Genomic DNA, 17,342 nt, shown 5'->3' with positions numbered 1-17,342 from the left:
ACTGACGCGAGCGGGGTATGCAATCAACGACAACCCACACAGCACCGCCTGGAAAGGGATCTTCCGTGTCCAGACGTACTCTCGCGATTGTCATCTCCACCATGCTCGCCGTCACGCTCGGCGCGTCGCCGGCCGCGGCACATTCCCCCGTCCGGACCCTCGCGTTGCCGGCCGGCTTCGCGCCCGAGGGCATCGCCATCGGCGACAAGCCGTACGCCTACTTCGGCTCCCGCCTCGACGGCGACATCTACCGGGTCAGCCTCCGGACCGGCCAGGGCAGCGTGCTCAGTCAGGGGCCGGGCACGCCCTCGCTCGGCCTCAAGATCGACGACCGGGACCGGCTCTTCGTGGCCGGCGGCTCCGGCGGCAACGCCCGGGTGATCGACGCCCGGTCCGGCGCCGTGCTGAAGTCCTACACCCTGCAGACCGTGCCGTCGTTCATCAACGACGTCGTCCTGACCGGCGGCGCCGCCTGGTACACCGACTCGACCAACCCGGTCCTCTTCACGCTTCCGCTCCAGCGCGGGAAGCTGCCGGCCGCGGCCACCCGGGTGCCGCTGACCGGCGCCATCGTCTACGCCACCGGCAACAACGCCAACGGCATCGCCGCCACCCCGGACGGCCGCGCCCTGATCGTGGTGCAGTCCAACACCGGCAAGCTGTTCCGGACCACCTACGACGGGCGGACCACCGAGATCGACCTCGGCGGCGAGCTGGTGCCCAACGGCGACGGCCTCTGGCTGCGCGGCAACGACCTGTACGTGGTGCAGAACCGGCTCAACCTGATCGCCAAGATCCAGCTGAACCGGGCCGGCAGCGCGGGCAAGGTCGTCTCCCGCACCACCGACCCGTCGTTCGACGTGCCGACCACCATCGCCGAGTACGGCAAGCGGTTCTACCTGCCCAACGCCCGCTTCACCACCCCGGCCGAACCCACCACGACCTACTCGGCGGTCAGCGTACGGACCCCGTAGGCAACCAGTCCGCCTTCGTGCCGATAGTGGTCAGGCGCTGGGTGGCCCGGGACAGGGCGACGTAGAGCGTGCGGATCCCGGCCGCGTCCGTGGTGAGCGCGGCCGGCTCGACCAGCACGACCGAGTCGTACTCCATGCCCTTGGCCTCCAGCGCCGTGACCACCTGGACCCGCTCCGGCAGGCCGGTCAGCCAGCCGGCGATCTCGTCCCGGCGCGGCACCGGCGTGATCACCCCGATCGTCCCGTCGACGTCGGTGAGCTGCTTCTCGGTCAGCTCTCGCACCAGCTCCGGCAGGGCGGCCGGGGTGGTGGCCAGGTCGACCGGGTCGACGCCGGTGCTGCGCACGGCCGACGGCAGCGGCAGGTCCGGCATGATCGTGCGGATCACCTTGGCGGCGACCGCGAAGATCTCCGACGAGTTCCGGTAGTTGGTGGTCAGCGAGTAGCTGTTTCGCCGGCGCGAGCCCAGCGCCCGGTCGCGGGTGCGATCCAGCTCCTCCAGGTCGCCGGACCACGCGGTCTGGGCCGGGTCGCCGACGATGGTCCAGGACGCGTACTGCCCGCGGCGGCCGATCATCCGCCACTGCATCGGCGTCACGTCCTGCGACTCGTCCACCACCACGTGCGCGTAGTCCCGGTAGTCCTCGTCCCGCTGCACGTTCTGCGCGCGGGTGGCCGCCTGGCGGTCGGCGAACGTGCTGACCTCCTGGACGCCGTCGCGGACGTGGAACGGGTTCTTCGACTTCTTCTGCGCCTGCCGCGGCCGGCCCATCAGCTCGTCGAGCTCGTCCAGCAGCGCCACGTCGGCGATCGTCGGCCCCTGGGTGTCGAGCAGGTCGAACGAGCCCTGCAGGGTGGCGATCTCGTCCCGGGAGAGGATGCCGTTCGCGTAGTCGCGCAGCCGGGCCGGGTCGGCCATCCAGCGCAGCACCCGCATCGGGGTGAAGCGCGGCCACCAGGCCTTCAGGAACTCCCGGAAGTCGTTGCGGTCGGACAGCTCGGCCTCGAACTCGCGCTTCTCCGGCATGCCGCTGATCTTGTGCTGACGGAGCTGCGCCCAGAGCGCGTCGAAGAGCCGGTCGAAGCCGTGGCTGCGGACCTCGTTGCGCCGGGCGCCGCGGGGGAGTGCCTTGCGGCGGATCTGCTCCAGATCGCCGGCGTTCAGCCGCAGCAGCGTGCCCCGGTAGAGCAGGCGCAGCTCGGTGGGGCCGCCCGGAACCTCGTCGTGCGAGGCCCGCTCGAGCACCCGCCGGATCCGCAGCGAACCCTTGATCGCGGCGACCGGGCCGGGGTCGACCCGGGTGGCGTTGTAGGCCGGCACCAGCGAGCCGAGCGAGCGCAGCGTCGCGGTGTCCTCGCCGAGCGAGGGCAGCACGGTGCCGATGTATTCCACGAAGACGCCGGACGGGCCGACCACCAGGATGCCGCCGCCGGCGAACCGGCCACGGTCCGAGTAGAGCAGGTAGGCCGCCCGGTGCAGGGCGACCGCGGTCTTGCCGGTGCCGGGGCCGCCGGTCACGATCGTCACCCCGCCGGCCGGGGAGCGGATCGCGTCGTCCTGCTCGCGCTGGATGGTCGCGACGATGTCCCGCATGCCGTGGCCGGTGGCCTTGGAGAGGCTGGCCAGCAGCGCACCGTCGCCGACCACCCGCATGTCCTCGGGCGCCGCCTCCGGGTCGAGCAGGTCGTCCTCGATCCCGGTGACCCGCTCCCGGCTCGACTGGATCATCCGGCGGCGCACCACGCCGAGCGGTTCGGCCGCGGTGGCCCGGTAGAAGGCCGCGGCGGCGGGTGCCCGCCAGTCGACGACCAGTGGTTGCGAACTCTCGTCGCGGATGCCCATCCGGCCGACGTAGTGGGTCGCGCCGGTCTTGAGGTCGAGGCGGCCGAAGACCAGGCCTTCGTACTCGGTGTCGAGGGCGTGCCGGCGGCGGGCGGCGTGAAAGACCATCGCGTCGCGTTCGACGAGGGCGCCGAACGTGCCGACGCCGGCCAGGCTGTAGCCCTCCTTCTCGGCACGGGACGCATCCCGGCGCAGGTCGACGAGCCGGAGGTACACCCGGTCTACGTGCTTCTGCTCGACCGCGATCTCTTGCTGGAGGACGGTGGGGTCGCTCAAGTCGGTGGGTCTCCCTGCTTCTTGCGCCCGAAAAAAGGGGGCAATCGAACTTACTCCCACGCGGCCGGGCCTTGACAGGCGGGTCTCATTCCGAATAGTTAAGTAGGTGCTTAACCAACAGCTCGACCGGGTCTACGCGGCCCTGGCCGACGGCAGCCGCCGCACCATGGTCGACCGGCTCACCCGCGGGCCGGCCACGGTCAAACAGCTCGCCGAACCGCTCACCATGTCGCTGCCGGCCGTCCTGCAGCACCTGCGGGTGCTGGAGGAGAGCGGCCTGGTCCGCTCGGAGAAGGTCGGCCGGGTCCGCACCTGCCGGCTCGAACCGGCCGCCCTGCAGCAGGCCGAGCAGTGGATCGCCGACCGCCGGGCCGGCTGGGTGCACCGCCTCGACCGCCTCGAAGAGTTTCTGAACGAGAACGAAGGAGAATCATCATGACCAGCCATTCCGCCGTGCACGACACGTTCCGGATCGACCGCCACTTCGACGCGTCCCCCGACCGGGTCTTCCACGCGTTCGCCGACCCGGCCGCCAAGGCCCGGTGGTTCGGCGGCCCGGCCGAGATGAAGCGCGAGGACGAGTCGTTCGACTTCCGCGAGGGCGGCCGGGAAACCATGGTGACCGTCTTCGACGACGGCACCCGGTACGGGTTCTATGCCACCTATGTCGACATCGTGCCCGCTGAGCGCATCGTCTACACCTACGAGATGACGATGAACGGGCAGCGCATCTCGGCGTCGGTGGTCACCGTCGAGGTGCGCGGCGGTCAGGCCGGCGGCACCGACTTCGCGGTCGTCGAGCAGGGCGTCTACCTGGACGGCCTGGACAACTCGGCGCAGCGTAGGCAGGGCACCGAGGACCTGATGGACGCCTTGGGGAAGTCCCTGAGCTGAGTCAGGCGGCGCGGCGCAGGCGTGGCCGCTTGGCCCGGGGCGTGCGCTTGGCCGACCCGGCCTGCGTCACGATCGCCGACAGCACGGACGAGACCTCCTCGTGCCGCTCCAGGATCAGCATGTGCCCGGCGCCCGGGTAGACGGTCAGCTCGGTGCCGGGCAGCGCGTCGGCGATCCCCTCCGCGCACGGCGGCGGGGTGAGCCGGTCGCGGTCGCCGACCAGCACCGCGGCCGGCAGGTCACCGAGCCGGGTCAGGGTGTCGAGGCGCTGCTGATCACCGATCGAGGCGCGGAAACCACCGATCGAGCGCAACGTCGTACGCCCCACGCTCTTGATCGTGGTCTGCAGCGCCGCATCCTCGTACTCGTCGCCGAAGAGCAACCACCGCAGCGCCGGCCGCAGGGCCGGCAGCACCGCCCGATGGGGCCGCCAGGCCCCGGAACGCGCCAGCAGGCCCGCGCCGAACGTCTCGCCCACCCGCATCAGGGTGGCCAGCCGCGGCGGCAGGCCGTAGCGGGTGTGCGTGTGCCCCTCCGCGGTGGTCGACACGAAGAGCAGGCCGGCCACCCGGGACGTGAACTCGTCCGGGAACCGGTGCGCGTACTCCATGATCGTCATCCCGCCCATGGAATGCCCGGCCAGCACGACCGGCCCGTCGGGAGCGACATGCCGCAGCACCTGGGCGAGATCGTCACCGAGCTGGCCGAGGGTCGCCGACGTCAGCCGGGTGGAACCGGAGCGGCCGTGCCCGCGCGTGTCGTAGGCGATCACCCGCGGCTCCGGCGTCATCCGGCTCAACGCGGCGATCTGGTGGTGCCAGGTGCGGCGATCAAGGCACCAGCCGTGCAACAGCACCACGGTGATCTGCGCGTCCGCCGGACCCCACGACTCCAGGCTCAGCGTCACACCGTCAGCGAGAGTCAAGGGCGACCGCTCGGACATGGGCACCTCCGCGAGTAGCACGGCCCCGTAGTACCCACGGGTAATAAGCATCACTCGCGATCAGTCAGACCGCCACTGTTGCGAACAGATTTCTTGGCGAGTTCGGCAGCGGAAAGTGAGTTGTCTCGCACTCCGTGTTCACCTGCCCGATCTCGGCAAGAATCCCCTCATGACGACCGAACCGTCGGCCACGCCCACACCGCCGATCCTCTCCGCCGAGGAAGCCCTGGCCGAACTGGTCGCGGGCAACAAACGCTTCGTGAGTGGCCGCCCCGAACACGGCCACCGGGTCTCCGCGGCCGCCGCCGCCTCGGGCGACCAGCTGCCGCACGCCGTCGTGGTCGGCTGCATCGACTCCCGGGTGCCCCTGGAGGCCATCTTCGACCAGACCTTCGGCAGCATCTGCGTGGTCCGCTCCGGTGGCCACGTGGTCGACCGGGCGGTCCTGGGCTCGGTCGGCTTCGCGGTCGCCAAGCTGGGCGTCCCGCTGATCATGGTCTTGGGCCACAAGCGCTGCGGCGCCGTCCAGGCCACCGTCGACGCGGTCCGCGCCAACGAGCACCCCGAGGGCGACATCGGCTACCTGGTCGAACAGCTGACCCCCGCGGTGCTCGCGGTCGGCGCCGACGACCCGGACGCCGCCGAGAAGGCGATGCGAGCCCACGTGGCCCGCACGGTCCTGCGCATGCACGACATCGCCGGCGTCCCGGAGGCGGTGGCGGCCGGCCAGGTGGACATCGTCGGCGCGGCCTACGACCTGGACACCGGCTTGGTCGACCTCCTGCCCTGAGCGCCCCCTACGCCCCCGAAACCCGGCAGCCGAGCGGTTCTCCTTCTCCGGAGATCCGCTCCAGCCGGTGCCGATCCCTCTCTTCCGGAGAGTACGAGCCAGCACTGGCCCCCGCCGAGCACCGCGACCTAGCCGCGGCCTCCGGGCCGCAGCGCGCCTTTCGCGTGCGGCGCCACCTCACGCGAAAGACGCGCAACGGCCCGGGGGTGCGCGGGGCTTGCGCTGCTTGGCGGGGGCCCTGGCATGTGCGTACTTTATGGTGTTTTGGGGTTATTGCGCCTCGATGATCTCGGTGGGCTGATGATCAGAGGGCGCGAAAAAGGCGCCTCCCCGTGGGGAAGCGCCTTTGACGGTGGGTCAGGCGGTCTCGAAGACGCCGGCGTCGGCCAGGCGCTTCTCGGTGGCGCTCCAGCCGTCCTGCGGGTGGGCAGCCTCGAGCGCGGTCAGCTCGGCGCGGACCTTCGGGCCGTGACCGGCGGCGGCGAGGATGCGGATCTCCTCGACGAACGCGTCGGAGTCGGTCTTGAGGTGGGCCGTCTTGCCGTTGGTCAGGTTGCGCACGTAGGCGAAGCGGCCGTTGGCGAGCGGGATGAGGTACTTGTACTCACCGAGCACACTGAGGGCGCCCCCGGTGCTCTGGCCGGCGCGGACGGATGCGCGGGCGGTCTTTGAGGTGTTGCTCGCCACGGCGTAGCTCCTTGATGAATCCTTGGGAAAGCATAAAAAGGCCGTGGCAACTCTACACGAAGTCCAGGGAACCGTGCCGTCGGAGCTGGTCCGGCCGTTGAGCAGGATGTGCCACTACGGCAGTTCCGATGTCGATGTTGCCGATTCTCTGGCGCACCATCCGTACCAACCGGCATCATGGGACACGATCAACCGCGGTCGAGGTCGTAGGGGAAGACGCACCTCGGTCTCCGGGAGGTCACCGTGCCAACGTGTGGCGTCGTATACGTCCACTCGACCCCACTTGCCGTGTGCCAGCACGTCGAGTGGGCGATCGCGCGCGTCCTGACCGCGCCGGTCAACCTGCAATGGACCGTGCAGCCCGTTGATCCGGGCATGCGACGGGCCGAATGCAGCTGGACCGGGCGTTCTGGGACCGGCGCCGAGCTGGCTGCTGCCCTCCGGCAGTGGCCCATGATCCGTTTCGAGGTTACCGAGGAACCCAGCGCAGGCGTGGACGGTGAACGTTTCATGCATGTGCCGGGCCGCGGGCTCTTCCACGGGATCATGGGCGCTTCCGGGGACATTCAGCTGGGCGAGGACCGGTTGCGCGCCATCATGGCCTCCGCGCGAGCGCCGGAGGCCCTGGCCCATGCCCTGGAAAAGGCGCTGGGCACCGCGTGGGACGCGGAGCTGGAGCCGTTCCGGTACGCCGGCGACGGTGCTCCGGTCACGCTGCTCACCCGGGTCGGCTGAGCCGGTCACCCCGGCGGCGCTCGGCGATCCCGCCTGCGCCCAACAAACCCGACACTCGTGATAAATCGGGATAAATTCGTGAAATTTGCACGGGTGGCGTTGGCCTGCTGAGATGACACAGGTGAAGAGGAGTCTGCGGTTCGCCCTGGTCATCCCGTTGTTGCTGGCCGCAGCTGCCTGTAGCGACAAAAAGGATGAACCGGCCGCCTCTCCGACCGGGGCGGCCGATGCCGTCTCGGTGCCCCCGGCGGCCACCTCCGCGCCGGGCCCGACGCCCAGTGGCGACCCGGCGGCGCAGGCCGCCACCGCGATCGCCGCGATGAGCGACGCCGATCTGGCCGGCCAGGTTCTCATGCCGTACGCGTACGGCAGTGACGCGAACATCGTGGACAAGACCTCGGCGACCGGCAATCAGGGGCTGGCCGGTGTGGACACCCCGGCCCAGATGATCGCCAAATACCACCTCGGCGGCCTCATCCTGGTCAGCTTCGCGCCGCAGGATCCGACCGGCTCCACCAACCCGGCGACCAACGTGGAGAACCCGCCGCAGGTCCGCAAACTCACCGACGGCCTGCAGGCGGCGGCCCGGCAACTCCCGGGCGGCGCCCCGCTGATGATCGGCACCGACCAGGAGTACGGCGTGGTCACCCGGATCACCAACGGCGTCACCATGCTGCCGTCGGCGATGGGGGCGGGCGCGGCCGGGCAGTCCCCGCTCACCGAGGACGCGTGGAAGGCGGCCGGCGAGGAACTGGCCGCGATGGGCGTCACCGTCGACTTCGCACCGGTCGCCGACACCCTCGGGCCGCAGTCCGGCACGGTGATCGGCTCCCGCTCGTTCGGCGCCGACGCGGCGGCCAACGGCGGGCAGGTCGCGGCGGCGGTGCGCGGGCTGCGCGCCGGTGGGGTGGCGGCCGCCCTCAAGCACTTCCCGGGGCACGGGCACACCGGTGGGGACAGTCACGAGGGTCTGCCGGTGGTGACCCAGTCGGCCGCCCAGTGGACGGCGCAGGACCTGCCGCCGTTCCAGGCGGGCGTGGCGGCCGGCGCCGGCGTGGTGATGTCCGGCCACCTGGACGTGCAGGCGCTGGACAAGGGTGTGCCGGCCACGTTCTCCCACAAGATCATGACGGACGTGCTGCGCGGCGGCCTGAAGTTCACCGGCGTCGCGATCACCGACGCGATGAACATGCCGCCGGCGATGAAGTGGCCGGCCGGGGAGGCCGCGGTGCGCGCCCTGAACGCCGGCAACGACATGCTGCTGATGCCGCCGGACATCGCCGGCGCCCGGGACGGCATCGTGGCCGGCCTCAAGAGCGGCTCGCTCAAGCGGGAACGCCTGGTCGAGGCGGTCACCCGGATCCTCACCCTGAAGTTCCGCACCGCGCGGACCCCGCCGCCGTCGGTCGGCGTCGTCGGCTCGGCCGCCCACCAGCAGGCGGTCGCCGCGCTGGACGCCGCGTCGATCACCGTGCTCCGCGGAGCGTGCGCCGGGCCGCTGGTCGCCGGGCCGGTCACGGTCACCGCGGCCGACGGCCGCGAGGTGGCCCGGGTGACGCTGGTGCGGGCCCTGCAGGCGGCCGGCGTGAACGTTCAGGCGGCCGGCGGCAAGATCATCCACCTGGTGGGGTACGGCGACAAGGCCGCCGACCTGGACCAGGCCGCGGCCGTGACGGTCATCATGGACACGCCCGGCCTGCTGGCCTCGGCGAAGTCACCGGTGCTGGTCGCCTCGTACTCGTCGAGCAAGCTGTCGCTGACCGCGCTGGCCTCGGTGATCGCCGGCAAGACCAAGGCGCCGGGGAAATCGCCGGTCGCGGTGCCCGGGCTGCCCCGGACGGCCTGCGGGTAGTTCAGCGCCGCACGTTCCGGTCCCGGAGGTCGAAGGTCGCCTCCGGGCCCGGAACGGTGGTCGTCACGGCCGGGTGAAGACGAGCGCCACGTTGTGGCCGCCGAAGCCGAACGAGTTGTTCATCGCCGCGTGGATCTCCAGCGGGCGGGCCTTGTGCGCCGCCACGTCGAGGTCCAGCCGGTCGTCGGGGTCATCCAGGTTGATCGTGGGGGGAACCACGCTGTCCCGGATGGCGAGGATGGCGGCGATCGACTCGACCGCACCGGCCGCGCCGAGCAGGTGCCCGGACATCGACTTGGTCGAGGTGATCACCGGGTGGGCGCCCACCGCGGTCCGGATGCCGATGATCTCGCCCATGTCGCCGGCCGGGGTGGAGGTGGCGTGCGCGTTGACGTGGGCGATGTCGGCGCCGGTCAGACCGGCGTCGCGGAGTGCCCTGCTCATCGCCCGGATGCCGCCCTTGCACTCCGGGTCGGGCTGGACGATGTCGAACCCGTCGGACGTGATGCCGGCGCCGGCGAGCCGGGCGTACACCCGGGCACCGCGAGCCTTGGCGTGGTCGGCGCGTTCCAGGATGACCGCGCCCGAGCCCTCGCCGAAGACGAAGCCGTCGCGGTTCTTGTCCCACGGGCGGGACGCCTTCTCCGGCTCGTCGTTGCGGGTCGACATGGCCCGCATGGCGGCGAAACCGGCGAACGGCAGGGGGTGGATGACCGCTTCGGTGCCACCGGCGATGACCACGTCGGCGCGGCCGGAGCGGATGATGTCGAGACCCAGCGCGAGGGCCTCGGCGCCGGTGGCGCAGGCGCTGGCCATGGCGTGCACACCGGCCTGCGCGCCGAAGTCGATGCCGATCCAGGCGGCCGGCCCGTTCGGCATGAGCATCGGCACGGTGTGCGGGCTGACCTTGCGGGGCCCGGAGGCTTCCAGGATGTCGTCCTGGTTGAGGAGGGTCTGTGCGCCCCCTATTCCGCTGCCGAAGCTGACCCCGAGGCGCTCCGGGTCGAGCCCGGACCCTTCCAGGCCGGCGTCGGCCCAGGCCTGCTTCGCGGCGATCAGCGCGATCGCCTCGGAGCGGTCCAGGCGGCGCAGCCGGACCCGCTCGATGACCTCGGAAGGCTCGACGGCGAGTTCGGCGGCGATGCGGACGGGCATCTGCGCGGCCCACTCCTGGGTGAGAGCACTCACCCCGGAGCGGCCGGCGAGCATGGCGTCCCAGGTGGACGCGACGTCCCCGCCCAACGGGGTGGTCGCGCCGAGCCCGGTGACGACGACGTCTACGTTGCTCATGTCAGTGATTCGCCTCGATGTAGGAGACGGCGTCGCCGACGGTCTTCAGGTTCTGCACCTCGTTGTCGGGGATCTTGACGCCGAACTTCTCCTCGGCGGCCACCACGACCTCGACCATCGACAGCGAGTCGACGTCCAGGTCGTCGGTGAAGGACTTCCCCTCGGCGACGTCGTCCGGGTTCACCCCGGCGACCTCCTCGAGGATCTCGGCGAGGCCAGAGGTGATCTCTTCGCGAGTTGCCATTTCTTGGTGATTCCTCTCAACAGTTGGGGAGGTGCTCCGGCTGGGTGTCCGCCCGTCACGGGCAGCGGACGACCTGGCCGGCGTAGGTGAGGCCGCCGCCGAAGCCGAAGAGCAGGACCGGGGCGCCCGAGGGCACCTCCCGGCGCTCGACCAGCTTGGACAGGGCCAGCGGGATGCTTGCCGCGGAGGTGTTGCCGGACATGACCAGGTCCTTCGGGACGACCACGTTGGGCCCGAGGCCGAGCCGCTTCACGATGCCGTCGATGATCCGGGCGTTGGCCTGGTGCGGGACGAAGGCGGCCAGCTCGGAGACGTCGATGCCGGCCTTCTCGCAGGTCTGGCGGGCGAACGGGGCGAGCGCGGTGGTCGCCCAGCGGAAGACCACCTGGCCGTCCTGCTCGATGTACGGCTGCCAGCCCTCGATCTTCAGGACGTCGCCCTTGTCCGGCGCCGAGCCCCACAGGACCGGGCCGATGCCGGCCTCCTCGCCGTCGGCGACGGCGCTGATCACGGCCGCGCCGGCCGCGTCGCCGAAGAGCACGGCGGTCTTGCGGTCGGTCCAGTCGGTGACGTCGGAGAGCTTCTCGGCGCCGATCACGAGGGCGTTGTGCGCCGCGCCGGCCCGGATCGCGTGGTCGGCGGTGCCGACCGCGTAGGAGAAGCCGGAGCAGGCGGTGTTCAGATCGAACGCGGCCGGGGCGGCGATGCCGAGCCGGGCCGCGACCCGGGTCGCGACGTTCGGGCAGCGGTCGATCGAGGTGCAGGTGGCGACCGTGACCAGGTCGATGTCGGCGGCGGTGAGACCGGAGTTGGCCAGGGCCTTCTCGGCCGCGTAGGTGGCCATGTCGGCGACGGTCTCGGCCCCGGCGATGCGCCGCTCGGCGATGCCGACCCGGTCCCGGATCCACTCGTCGTTGGTGTCGATGGTGCTGGCCAGGTCGTTGTTGGTGACGACGCGCGAGGGCTGGTAGTGGCCCATCGCGACGATGCGGGAACCCGCGGCGGTCATCGTGCTGCTCCTTCGAACGCGATCATGGGGCTCACTCCGCCGGTTCGTGACCGGGCGCTTCGCCGTGCCGGGCGATGAGATCCCGGGCGGCCGGTAGGTCGTCCGGGGTGTTCAGGGTGACGATCTCCGGCGCGCCCTCGCCCTTGAGCTCCCGCTTGACCAGACCGGCCAGGGTGCCGGCCGGGGGCAGCTCGATGACTCCGGTGACGCCGAGGTCTTTCAGGGTGCGCATGCACAGGTCCCAGCGGACCGGGGCGGTGACCTGGTGGACCAGGCGCTGCACCATCTCGTGGCCGTGCCCGACGGCGGTGCCGTCGAGGTCGGACAGCAGGAGGCGGGCCGGGTCGTGCACGGTGATCCCGCCGGCGATCGCGGCCAGCGCGGCCTCGACGGGCGCCATGTAGGGGGTGTGGAACGCGCCGGCCACCTTCAGCGCGACGATCCGGGCCTTGGCCGGCGGCTCGGCCGCGAGCTTGGCCAGCCCGTCCAGCGAGCCCGCCGCGACGATCTGGCCGGTGCTGTTGCGGTTGGCCGGGTGCAGGCCGTGCCGCTCGATGGCGGCCAGCACCTCGTCGGCGTCGCCGCCGAGGACGGCGCTCATCCCGGTCGCCTCCAGCGCGCAGGCGGCGGCCATCTCCCGGCCGCGCACACCGGCCAGCGCGATGGCGGCCTCGGCCGGCAGCACACCGGCCAGGGCGGCCGCGCCGAGCTCGCCGACACTGTGGCCGGCCACCAGGCCGACGTCGTGCAGCGGCAGGTGCTCGGCGGCGAGCAGGCTCGCGGCCACCAGCAGCGGCTGGGTGCGGGCGGTGTCCTTGATCTCCTCGGCGTCCGCCTCGGTGCCGAGGTGCAGCAGGTCGACCCCGGCCAGCGCGGACCACCAGCGCAGGCGGGTCTCGGCGCCGGGGAGAGCGAGCCAGGGGCTCAGGAAGCCGGGCTTCTGGGAACCCTGGCCGGGCGAAAGTACGGCGAGCACGCCTCTGACTCTTCCGGATGCGGAGGCCATCCGCGGTTGACGGCGGCCACCAAACCCTACGACCCGCGTTGTGGGATTCCTACAACGGCCCCTCCAACTCGCCCCACTTGAGCATCATTTGTGGCTGCTCGCCGCTCTTCATCGCGGCCGGTGATTTAGGTCGCAGGGTCGAGCCGCCCGATCGTCATCGACAACCGCAGCGCGAACGCGTCCCGGCCGTCGAGCGGGGACAACCCGGTCACCTCGGCCACCCGCTTGAGGCGGTAGCGGACGGTGTTGGGGTGCACGTAGAGCTCGCGGGCCGCGCTCTCCAGCACGCCGCCGGCCGCGAAGAAGGCGTCCAGCGTCTCGAGCAGGCCGCTGCCGGCCCGGGCCAGCGCGCCGTAGACGTCGTGCCGCAGGGTGCGGCGGGCGGCCAGGTCGCCGGCCAGGGCGCGCTCCGGCAGCAGGTCGTCGGCGGCCACCGGGTTGGGCGCACCCGGCCAGGCCGGCGCGGCCCGGAAGCCGGCCAGGGCGGCCCGGGCCGACTCGGTGGCCTGGTCGAGCGAGGGCACCGCCGGGCCGACCACGATCGGGCCGTCGCCGAAGCTCGACGCGAGCGCGGCCGCGCTCGCGGCCAGGTCGGTGACCCCGCCCATCACCACGACCAGCCGGTCGCCGTGCACCCCGCCGATCACCTCGAGCCGGGATCGGCGCGCGGCCCGGTAGACGGCGTGCAGCACCGAGGTGATCTCGCCGCCGGGGGAGCGGCCGACCACGACCGCGACCGGGGGCGCGTCGGCCCAGCCCAGCGCGGCGGCCCGGCTGGCCAGCACGTCCGAGGAGTCGCCGCGCAGCAGGGCGTCGACCAGCATGGCCTGCAGCCGGGCGTCCCAGGCGCCGCGCGACTCGGCGGCCCGGGCGTAGACCCGGGCGGCCGAGAACGCGATCTCCCGGGAGAACTTGAGGATGGCCTGGAGCAGGGCATCCTCCTCGCCGGTCGCGGCCAGCCGGCCGACCTCGGACTCGGCCACGTCGATGGTCGCCTTGATCAGCTGGACCGCCTGGGTCAGCGTGATCGAGCGGGCCAGCGCGCGCGGTGCGGCCGCGAACACCTCGTCGGAGATCTCCTGGCTGGTGGCGATCTCGCCGCCGGAGCGCAGCCACTCGACCAGCGAACGGATGCCGGCCTGGGCGACCAGCATGACCCAGGAGCGCTGGTCGGCGGGGAGTGCGCGGAACCAGGGGAGGGTCTCGTCCATCCGGGCGACGGCCGAGGTCGCCAGGGCGCCGGCGCTGCGCTCGATGCGGCGCAGGGTGGCGGCGAGCTGGGGCTTGGCCGTGCCGGTGGGTCGCTCGCGGTCTGCCACGCCCACAGCGTGCCATGCCGGGGTGGGCGAAAGAGATGCCGCGACCCCTGTGTCCTGTTCCGCCCGGCAAGTCGTAAGAACCGCAGGCCACGTTGCATATGGGCGCAATGCCTACGTCGTATATGACAATTTGGGGTTTTTGTCGGGATAGCGGTGCGCCCTTCCCGTGATTTCGGTCGGTGACCTGGCAGTCTGTCGCACTAGCATGGCCCGGTTCCTGCGGCCGGAAGGTAAAGGCGGGCGCCGGGCAGCCGATGGACACCGCGTGAAGGTTGGGGGAGGCGAGATGACGGAACCGAACGATGGGCCGCTGCGCGCCGACATCGATCCCGCGCTCGATGACGCACAGCCGATGCCGCCGATTACACCGGCCGTCGAGCCGGAGCCGGGACCGAGCCGGGTGGGCTGCCGTACCGAACTGCATGGCTGGGCCGGTGGTCACCTGCACGGCGCGGTGCGCCCGCGCCGCCGGGCCTCGAGCCGAGGCCGGCCGCCGGGCCGATGGTGCTGACGCCGTAGAAGGCTCACTCGACCGGGCTCACTCGACCGGGTGAGCAGTGGTGGCTGCCGGGCGCGTCCCGGCCGCCGCGGCCGTCCCGCCCGACACGGTGGGGTGTGGACGACAAGAGACGGCTGATCCTGGACCAGGCGCTCGCGCTGGTCGACGAGCGCGGGCTGGCCGCCATGTCGATGCGGGCGGTGGCCGAGCGGGTCGGGCTCACCTCGATGGCGCTCTATCCCTATGTCGGTGGCAAGGACGCGCTGCTCGACGGGCTGGTCGACCTGCTGCATCAGGAGTTGGGCTCGGTGGTCGGCGGCGATGCCGACCCGGACTGGCGGACCCGGCTGCGGGCGCTCGGCCGGGCCGTCCGGCAGCTGGCGTACGCCCATCCGGGCGCGTTCCCGCTGCTGCTCAACCGCTCGGCGGCGGGCGCCTCGGCGTCCTGGCTCACCGCCGCGCTGCGCGGCATCCTGCACGACGCCGGGGTGGCCGGCGATCGGGTGCCCCGGATGGCCCGGATGATCTGCGCGTTCCTGCTGGGCTACGCCACCGGCGAGCTGACCGGCGGCCTTCCGGCCGGGACGGAACCCTCCGACGGCGAGTACGAGGAGGACCTGGCCGATCTCGTACGCCTGGTGGAGGTCGCCGTTCGGGCGGCATGATCGGATTTCGCCTTGATCCGGAGCGATTTACTCCTATAAAGGGGCTATGCCCGGCGACGAAGACGGTTTGCGCGATTTCGTGACCAGCCGCCTTCCGCACCTGCGCCGGTCGGCGTTCCTGATGTGCGGCGACTGGGAACTCGCCACCGAGCTGACCAGGGCCACCATGGCCCGGGTGGTGGCCGACACCCGCCGCGGCGCGGTCGCCGACCCGGAGGTCTTCGCGTATTCCGAGATGATGGAGGCCTGCCGCCGCCGGAACCGCCGCCGGGAGCACGTCTTCGTGGCCGCGGCCGGCGCCGAGGGGGTCGCGGCCGAGTCCATCCTGCTGCTCGACGCCCTGCACAAGCTCGCCCCGCGCTGCCGGGCGGTGCTGGTGCTGCGGCACTGGGACGGCTTCGAGCTGGACGCGGTGGGCGCCATGCTCGACCTCGACGACGAGCGGGTCGCCGCCTACGAGCGGGCCGGCCTGGCCGCCCTGCAGAAGCTGCTCACCGAGTCGGAAGCGGCGCTGACCGGATGACCATGCCGCTGACCCGCCTGCTCGAACACGTGCTGGAGGGCGAGCCGGACCTCGGCGACGAGGTCGACGCGGTCTTCCGGGAGGCCGAGCGACTCCGCCGCCGCCGCACCCGGTCGCTGCTCGCGGCCGGCGCCGCCGTGGTGGCCGCGATCGCCGTCACCGGTTACCTGCTCACCACGACGCTGCTGCCGGCCCGCGAGAAGGCGGCGACGCCGGCGGCCGTGGCCACCCCGGCCGCCAGTGCCGTGCCGGTGCCGTCGGACATCGCCGACCCGGTGCTCGCCCTGCTCGCGCCGGCGGTGCGCGACAAGAAGATGCACATCTACCCGCGGCCGCCGGAGCGCGGCAGCGGCTGGCGGCAGTACTCGATCACCGATCAGGACGACAAGCCGCGCGGCACCGTCGAGGTCGCCGTCTACCGGCTCCCCGAGGACCTGTGCTTCCCGGTGCTGGCCAAGCCGAACAAGTGCGCCCGCACCGAGTGGGCGCCGGCCGGTGTCGAATATGTCCGCTACGACGACGACCATGATCTGGACTGGCAGGTGCATCAGACGATCGCCCGCCGGATCAGTGACGGGCGGACCCTGGCGCTGATGGCGACCGGGGAGCGCGGCACCGACAACGCGTCGACGGGGAAGCCGGGGCTGACCGGCGCGCAGATCGAGAAGATCGGCACCGACCAGCGGATGTTCGACGCGTTCGGCCCGGACGAGGACTGTGTGGGAGCGGCGGCGACGGCATGCCCGGCGTTCCGGATGCCGGTGCCGCAGCCGGCCGACTGACGACCTGCGGCTTCAGACCTTGCGGCGGATCATGAAGGCGATGCCGGCCAGGCCGAACACGATGACCGCCAGGACCGCGCCGTTGAGCAGCAGCAGCCGGCGCATCTCGCTGAGGAAGTGGCTCATCCCGGCGACCGGGTCGAGCTCACCGGACTTGAGGTCGGTGCCGATGCCGCCACCGATGCCGCCCGGGAGCACGTCGGGCTTGGCCTTCAGCGGCACACCGCTGAGCCGCAGCGTCTCCGACATGGTCAGCCGGCCGTAGAACCAGCCGTCGGCCGTCGTCTTGCCGATCGCCGACGGCTGCTTGGCCGGGCGGTGGGCGCGCGGGCCGCCGGCCGCGTTCGGGTAGAGCTCGTAGACCATCTGCGGGGCGGTCTTCTGCATGACGGTGAGGGTGTATTTCACGCCGAGCTTGTCCGCCTTGGGGGCGGTGGTCTGCGGCGTGGCCGTGCCCATCCAGCTGACCTCGGCGAGCAGCGCGTCGAACAGCCGCGAACCGGCGGCCGGGTCGACGATGAGCGTGCCGTCGATGTCGTTCCCGACGATCTGGACGCTCGTCGGCTTCGGGGCCGGCTTCGGCGCGGCGTGTGCGGCCGGCGCGGCACCCAGCGTGAGCATCGTCGCGACGGCAATCGCCCCCGCACCGGTGATCAATTTCTTGATCGCCCCTCGAACCATCGTCCGGCCTCCCCGCCCCGTGGTGGACATGGCTGCGTGTCCTCGCTGGTCGTGTCGCGACGGTGGATCGCGGCCCGGCCAAACACCCTCAGCCTTCCCGGACTCGTGCCCGGACGCATCTCGAGCCGGACGAATTGGAGCCATCTGGGGATGACCGACGCGACGACAACGGCCGTTGATCAGCGGGCCGAATAGTACCCAGTACACGCAAGCGGAGGGGTGCTCGGTCACCCGCTCAGCGGTTTTCGTTACCGGAACGACGGGAAGCGATGGCGTCCTGGGCGGCAAATACGATAAAGGCCAGGAAATCGATACGCGGCTCGCCGGTGG

General features: G+C 71.7%; 18 protein-coding genes. 9 read left to right on the top strand and 9 right to left on the bottom strand.

Going from position 1 to position 17,342, the window contains the following annotated elements; all coding sequences use genetic code 11:
• Positions 1-65: 65 nt before the first annotated feature.
• Entirely contained in the window at positions 66-974 is a 909-nt protein-coding gene (locus Adu01nite_RS29735; protein WP_203731544.1) for an SMP-30/gluconolactonase/LRE family protein, read from the top strand.
• Here the strand turns inward: Adu01nite_RS29735 and Adu01nite_RS29730 are convergent.
• Positions 955-3,093, bottom strand: a complete 2,139-nt coding sequence (locus Adu01nite_RS29730; RefSeq protein ID WP_203731542.1) for a HelD family protein — start codon at positions 3,091-3,093, stop codon at positions 955-957. The two genes, Adu01nite_RS29735 and Adu01nite_RS29730, sit on opposite strands and share 20 nt — an antisense overlap.
• A 106-nt stretch (positions 3,094-3,199) precedes the next feature.
• On the opposite strand from Adu01nite_RS29730, the gene Adu01nite_RS29725 reads away from it, so the two are divergent.
• Together Adu01nite_RS29725 and Adu01nite_RS29720 are read left to right on the top strand one after the other, a co-directional pair.
• Positions 3,200-3,532, top strand: a complete 333-nt coding sequence (locus Adu01nite_RS29725; protein ID WP_203731540.1) for an ArsR/SmtB family transcription factor — start codon at positions 3,200-3,202, stop codon at positions 3,530-3,532.
• Positions 3,529-3,987 carry an SRPBCC domain-containing protein gene (locus tag Adu01nite_RS29720; RefSeq protein ID WP_203731538.1) on the top strand — a complete coding sequence of 153 codons (459 nt, stop codon included), beginning with the start codon at positions 3,529-3,531 and terminating at the stop codon, positions 3,985-3,987. Before Adu01nite_RS29725 ends, Adu01nite_RS29720 begins: the two co-directional genes overlap by 4 nt.
• Before the next feature lies 1 nt (position 3,988).
• On the opposite strand, the gene Adu01nite_RS29715 is transcribed toward Adu01nite_RS29720, so the two are convergent.
• A complete protein-coding gene (locus Adu01nite_RS29715; protein WP_203731536.1) occupies positions 3,989-4,930 on the bottom strand; it encodes an alpha/beta fold hydrolase in 942 nt (313 codons plus the stop codon).
• A 169-nt stretch (positions 4,931-5,099) separates the two neighbouring features.
• Between Adu01nite_RS29715 and Adu01nite_RS29710 the strand changes: the two genes are divergently transcribed.
• Positions 5,100-5,720: a carbonic anhydrase gene (locus Adu01nite_RS29710; protein WP_203731534.1), complete on the top strand. Its 621-nt coding sequence runs from the start codon at positions 5,100-5,102 to the stop codon at positions 5,718-5,720.
• 357 nt (positions 5,721-6,077) lie between these two features.
• Here the strand turns inward: Adu01nite_RS29710 and Adu01nite_RS29705 are convergent, their stop codons facing one another.
• Positions 6,078-6,407: a hypothetical protein gene (locus Adu01nite_RS29705; protein ID WP_203731532.1), complete on the bottom strand. Its 330-nt coding sequence runs from the start codon at positions 6,405-6,407 to the stop codon at positions 6,078-6,080.
• 243 nt (positions 6,408-6,650) lie between these two features.
• Here Adu01nite_RS29705 and Adu01nite_RS29700 point away from each other — a divergent pair, with 243 nt between their 5' ends.
• Positions 6,651-7,142 (top strand): DUF3145 domain-containing protein, encoded by a 492-nt coding sequence (locus Adu01nite_RS29700; protein ID WP_203731530.1) that lies wholly within the window; start codon positions 6,651-6,653, stop codon positions 7,140-7,142.
• Between the two features lie 112 nt (positions 7,143-7,254).
• Positions 7,255-8,994 carry a glycoside hydrolase family 3 protein gene (locus Adu01nite_RS29695; RefSeq protein ID WP_203731528.1) on the top strand — a complete coding sequence of 580 codons (1,740 nt, stop codon included), beginning with the start codon at positions 7,255-7,257 and terminating at the stop codon, positions 8,992-8,994.
• 63 nt (positions 8,995-9,057) lie between these two features.
• Here Adu01nite_RS29695 and fabF read toward each other — a convergent pair whose 3' ends face one another.
• From fabF to Adu01nite_RS29670, 5 genes are all read right to left on the bottom strand, one after another.
• Complete coding sequence (fabF, locus tag Adu01nite_RS29690; RefSeq protein ID WP_203731526.1) at positions 9,058-10,284, bottom strand: beta-ketoacyl-ACP synthase II; 1,227 nt, start codon at positions 10,282-10,284, stop codon at positions 9,058-9,060.
• Position 10,285: 1 nt separating this feature from the next.
• Positions 10,286-10,528: an acyl carrier protein gene (locus Adu01nite_RS29685; RefSeq protein ID WP_184953034.1), complete on the bottom strand. Its 243-nt coding sequence runs from the start codon at positions 10,526-10,528 to the stop codon at positions 10,286-10,288.
• Between the two features lie 55 nt (positions 10,529-10,583).
• A complete protein-coding gene (locus Adu01nite_RS29680) occupies positions 10,584-11,537 on the bottom strand; it encodes a beta-ketoacyl-ACP synthase III (protein ID WP_203731524.1) in 954 nt (317 codons plus the stop codon).
• 31 nt (positions 11,538-11,568) lie between these two features.
• Positions 11,569-12,513 carry an ACP S-malonyltransferase gene (locus tag Adu01nite_RS29675; RefSeq protein ID WP_203731522.1) on the bottom strand — a complete coding sequence of 315 codons (945 nt, stop codon included), beginning with the start codon at positions 12,511-12,513 and terminating at the stop codon, positions 11,569-11,571.
• A gap of 155 nt (positions 12,514-12,668) precedes the next feature.
• Positions 12,669-13,862: a PucR family transcriptional regulator gene (locus Adu01nite_RS29670; protein ID WP_239132785.1), complete on the bottom strand. Its 1,194-nt coding sequence runs from the start codon at positions 13,860-13,862 to the stop codon at positions 12,669-12,671.
• A gap of 615 nt (positions 13,863-14,477) precedes the next feature.
• On the opposite strand from Adu01nite_RS29670, the gene Adu01nite_RS29665 reads away from it, so the two are divergent.
• From Adu01nite_RS29665 to Adu01nite_RS29655, 3 genes are read left to right on the top strand one after another with little or no spacing between them, the layout of a single operon-like run.
• Positions 14,478-15,026, top strand: coding sequence for a TetR/AcrR family transcriptional regulator (locus Adu01nite_RS29665; RefSeq protein ID WP_203731519.1), 549 nt, complete (start codon positions 14,478-14,480; stop codon positions 15,024-15,026).
• Between the two features lie 46 nt (positions 15,027-15,072).
• Positions 15,073-15,549: an RNA polymerase sigma factor gene (locus Adu01nite_RS29660; RefSeq protein WP_203731517.1), complete on the top strand. Its 477-nt coding sequence runs from the start codon at positions 15,073-15,075 to the stop codon at positions 15,547-15,549.
• Positions 15,546-16,331, top strand: a complete 786-nt coding sequence (locus Adu01nite_RS29655) for a hypothetical protein (RefSeq protein ID WP_203731515.1) — start codon at positions 15,546-15,548, stop codon at positions 16,329-16,331. The genes Adu01nite_RS29660 and Adu01nite_RS29655 overlap by 4 nt, the downstream gene beginning before the upstream one ends.
• Before the next feature lie 12 nt (positions 16,332-16,343).
• Here the strand turns inward: Adu01nite_RS29655 and Adu01nite_RS29650 are convergent, their stop codons facing one another.
• Complete coding sequence (locus Adu01nite_RS29650; RefSeq protein ID WP_239132784.1) at positions 16,344-17,012, bottom strand: hypothetical protein; 669 nt, start codon at positions 17,010-17,012, stop codon at positions 16,344-16,346.
• Between the last annotated feature and the right edge of the window lie 330 nt (positions 17,013-17,342).

Source organism: Paractinoplanes durhamensis, from assembly GCF_016862175.1.
Lineage (GTDB): Bacteria > Actinomycetota > Actinomycetes > Mycobacteriales > Micromonosporaceae > Actinoplanes > Actinoplanes durhamensis.
The sequence above is the reverse complement of the archived record's forward strand: the minus strand, read 5'-3'. Positions and strand labels throughout refer to the sequence as shown.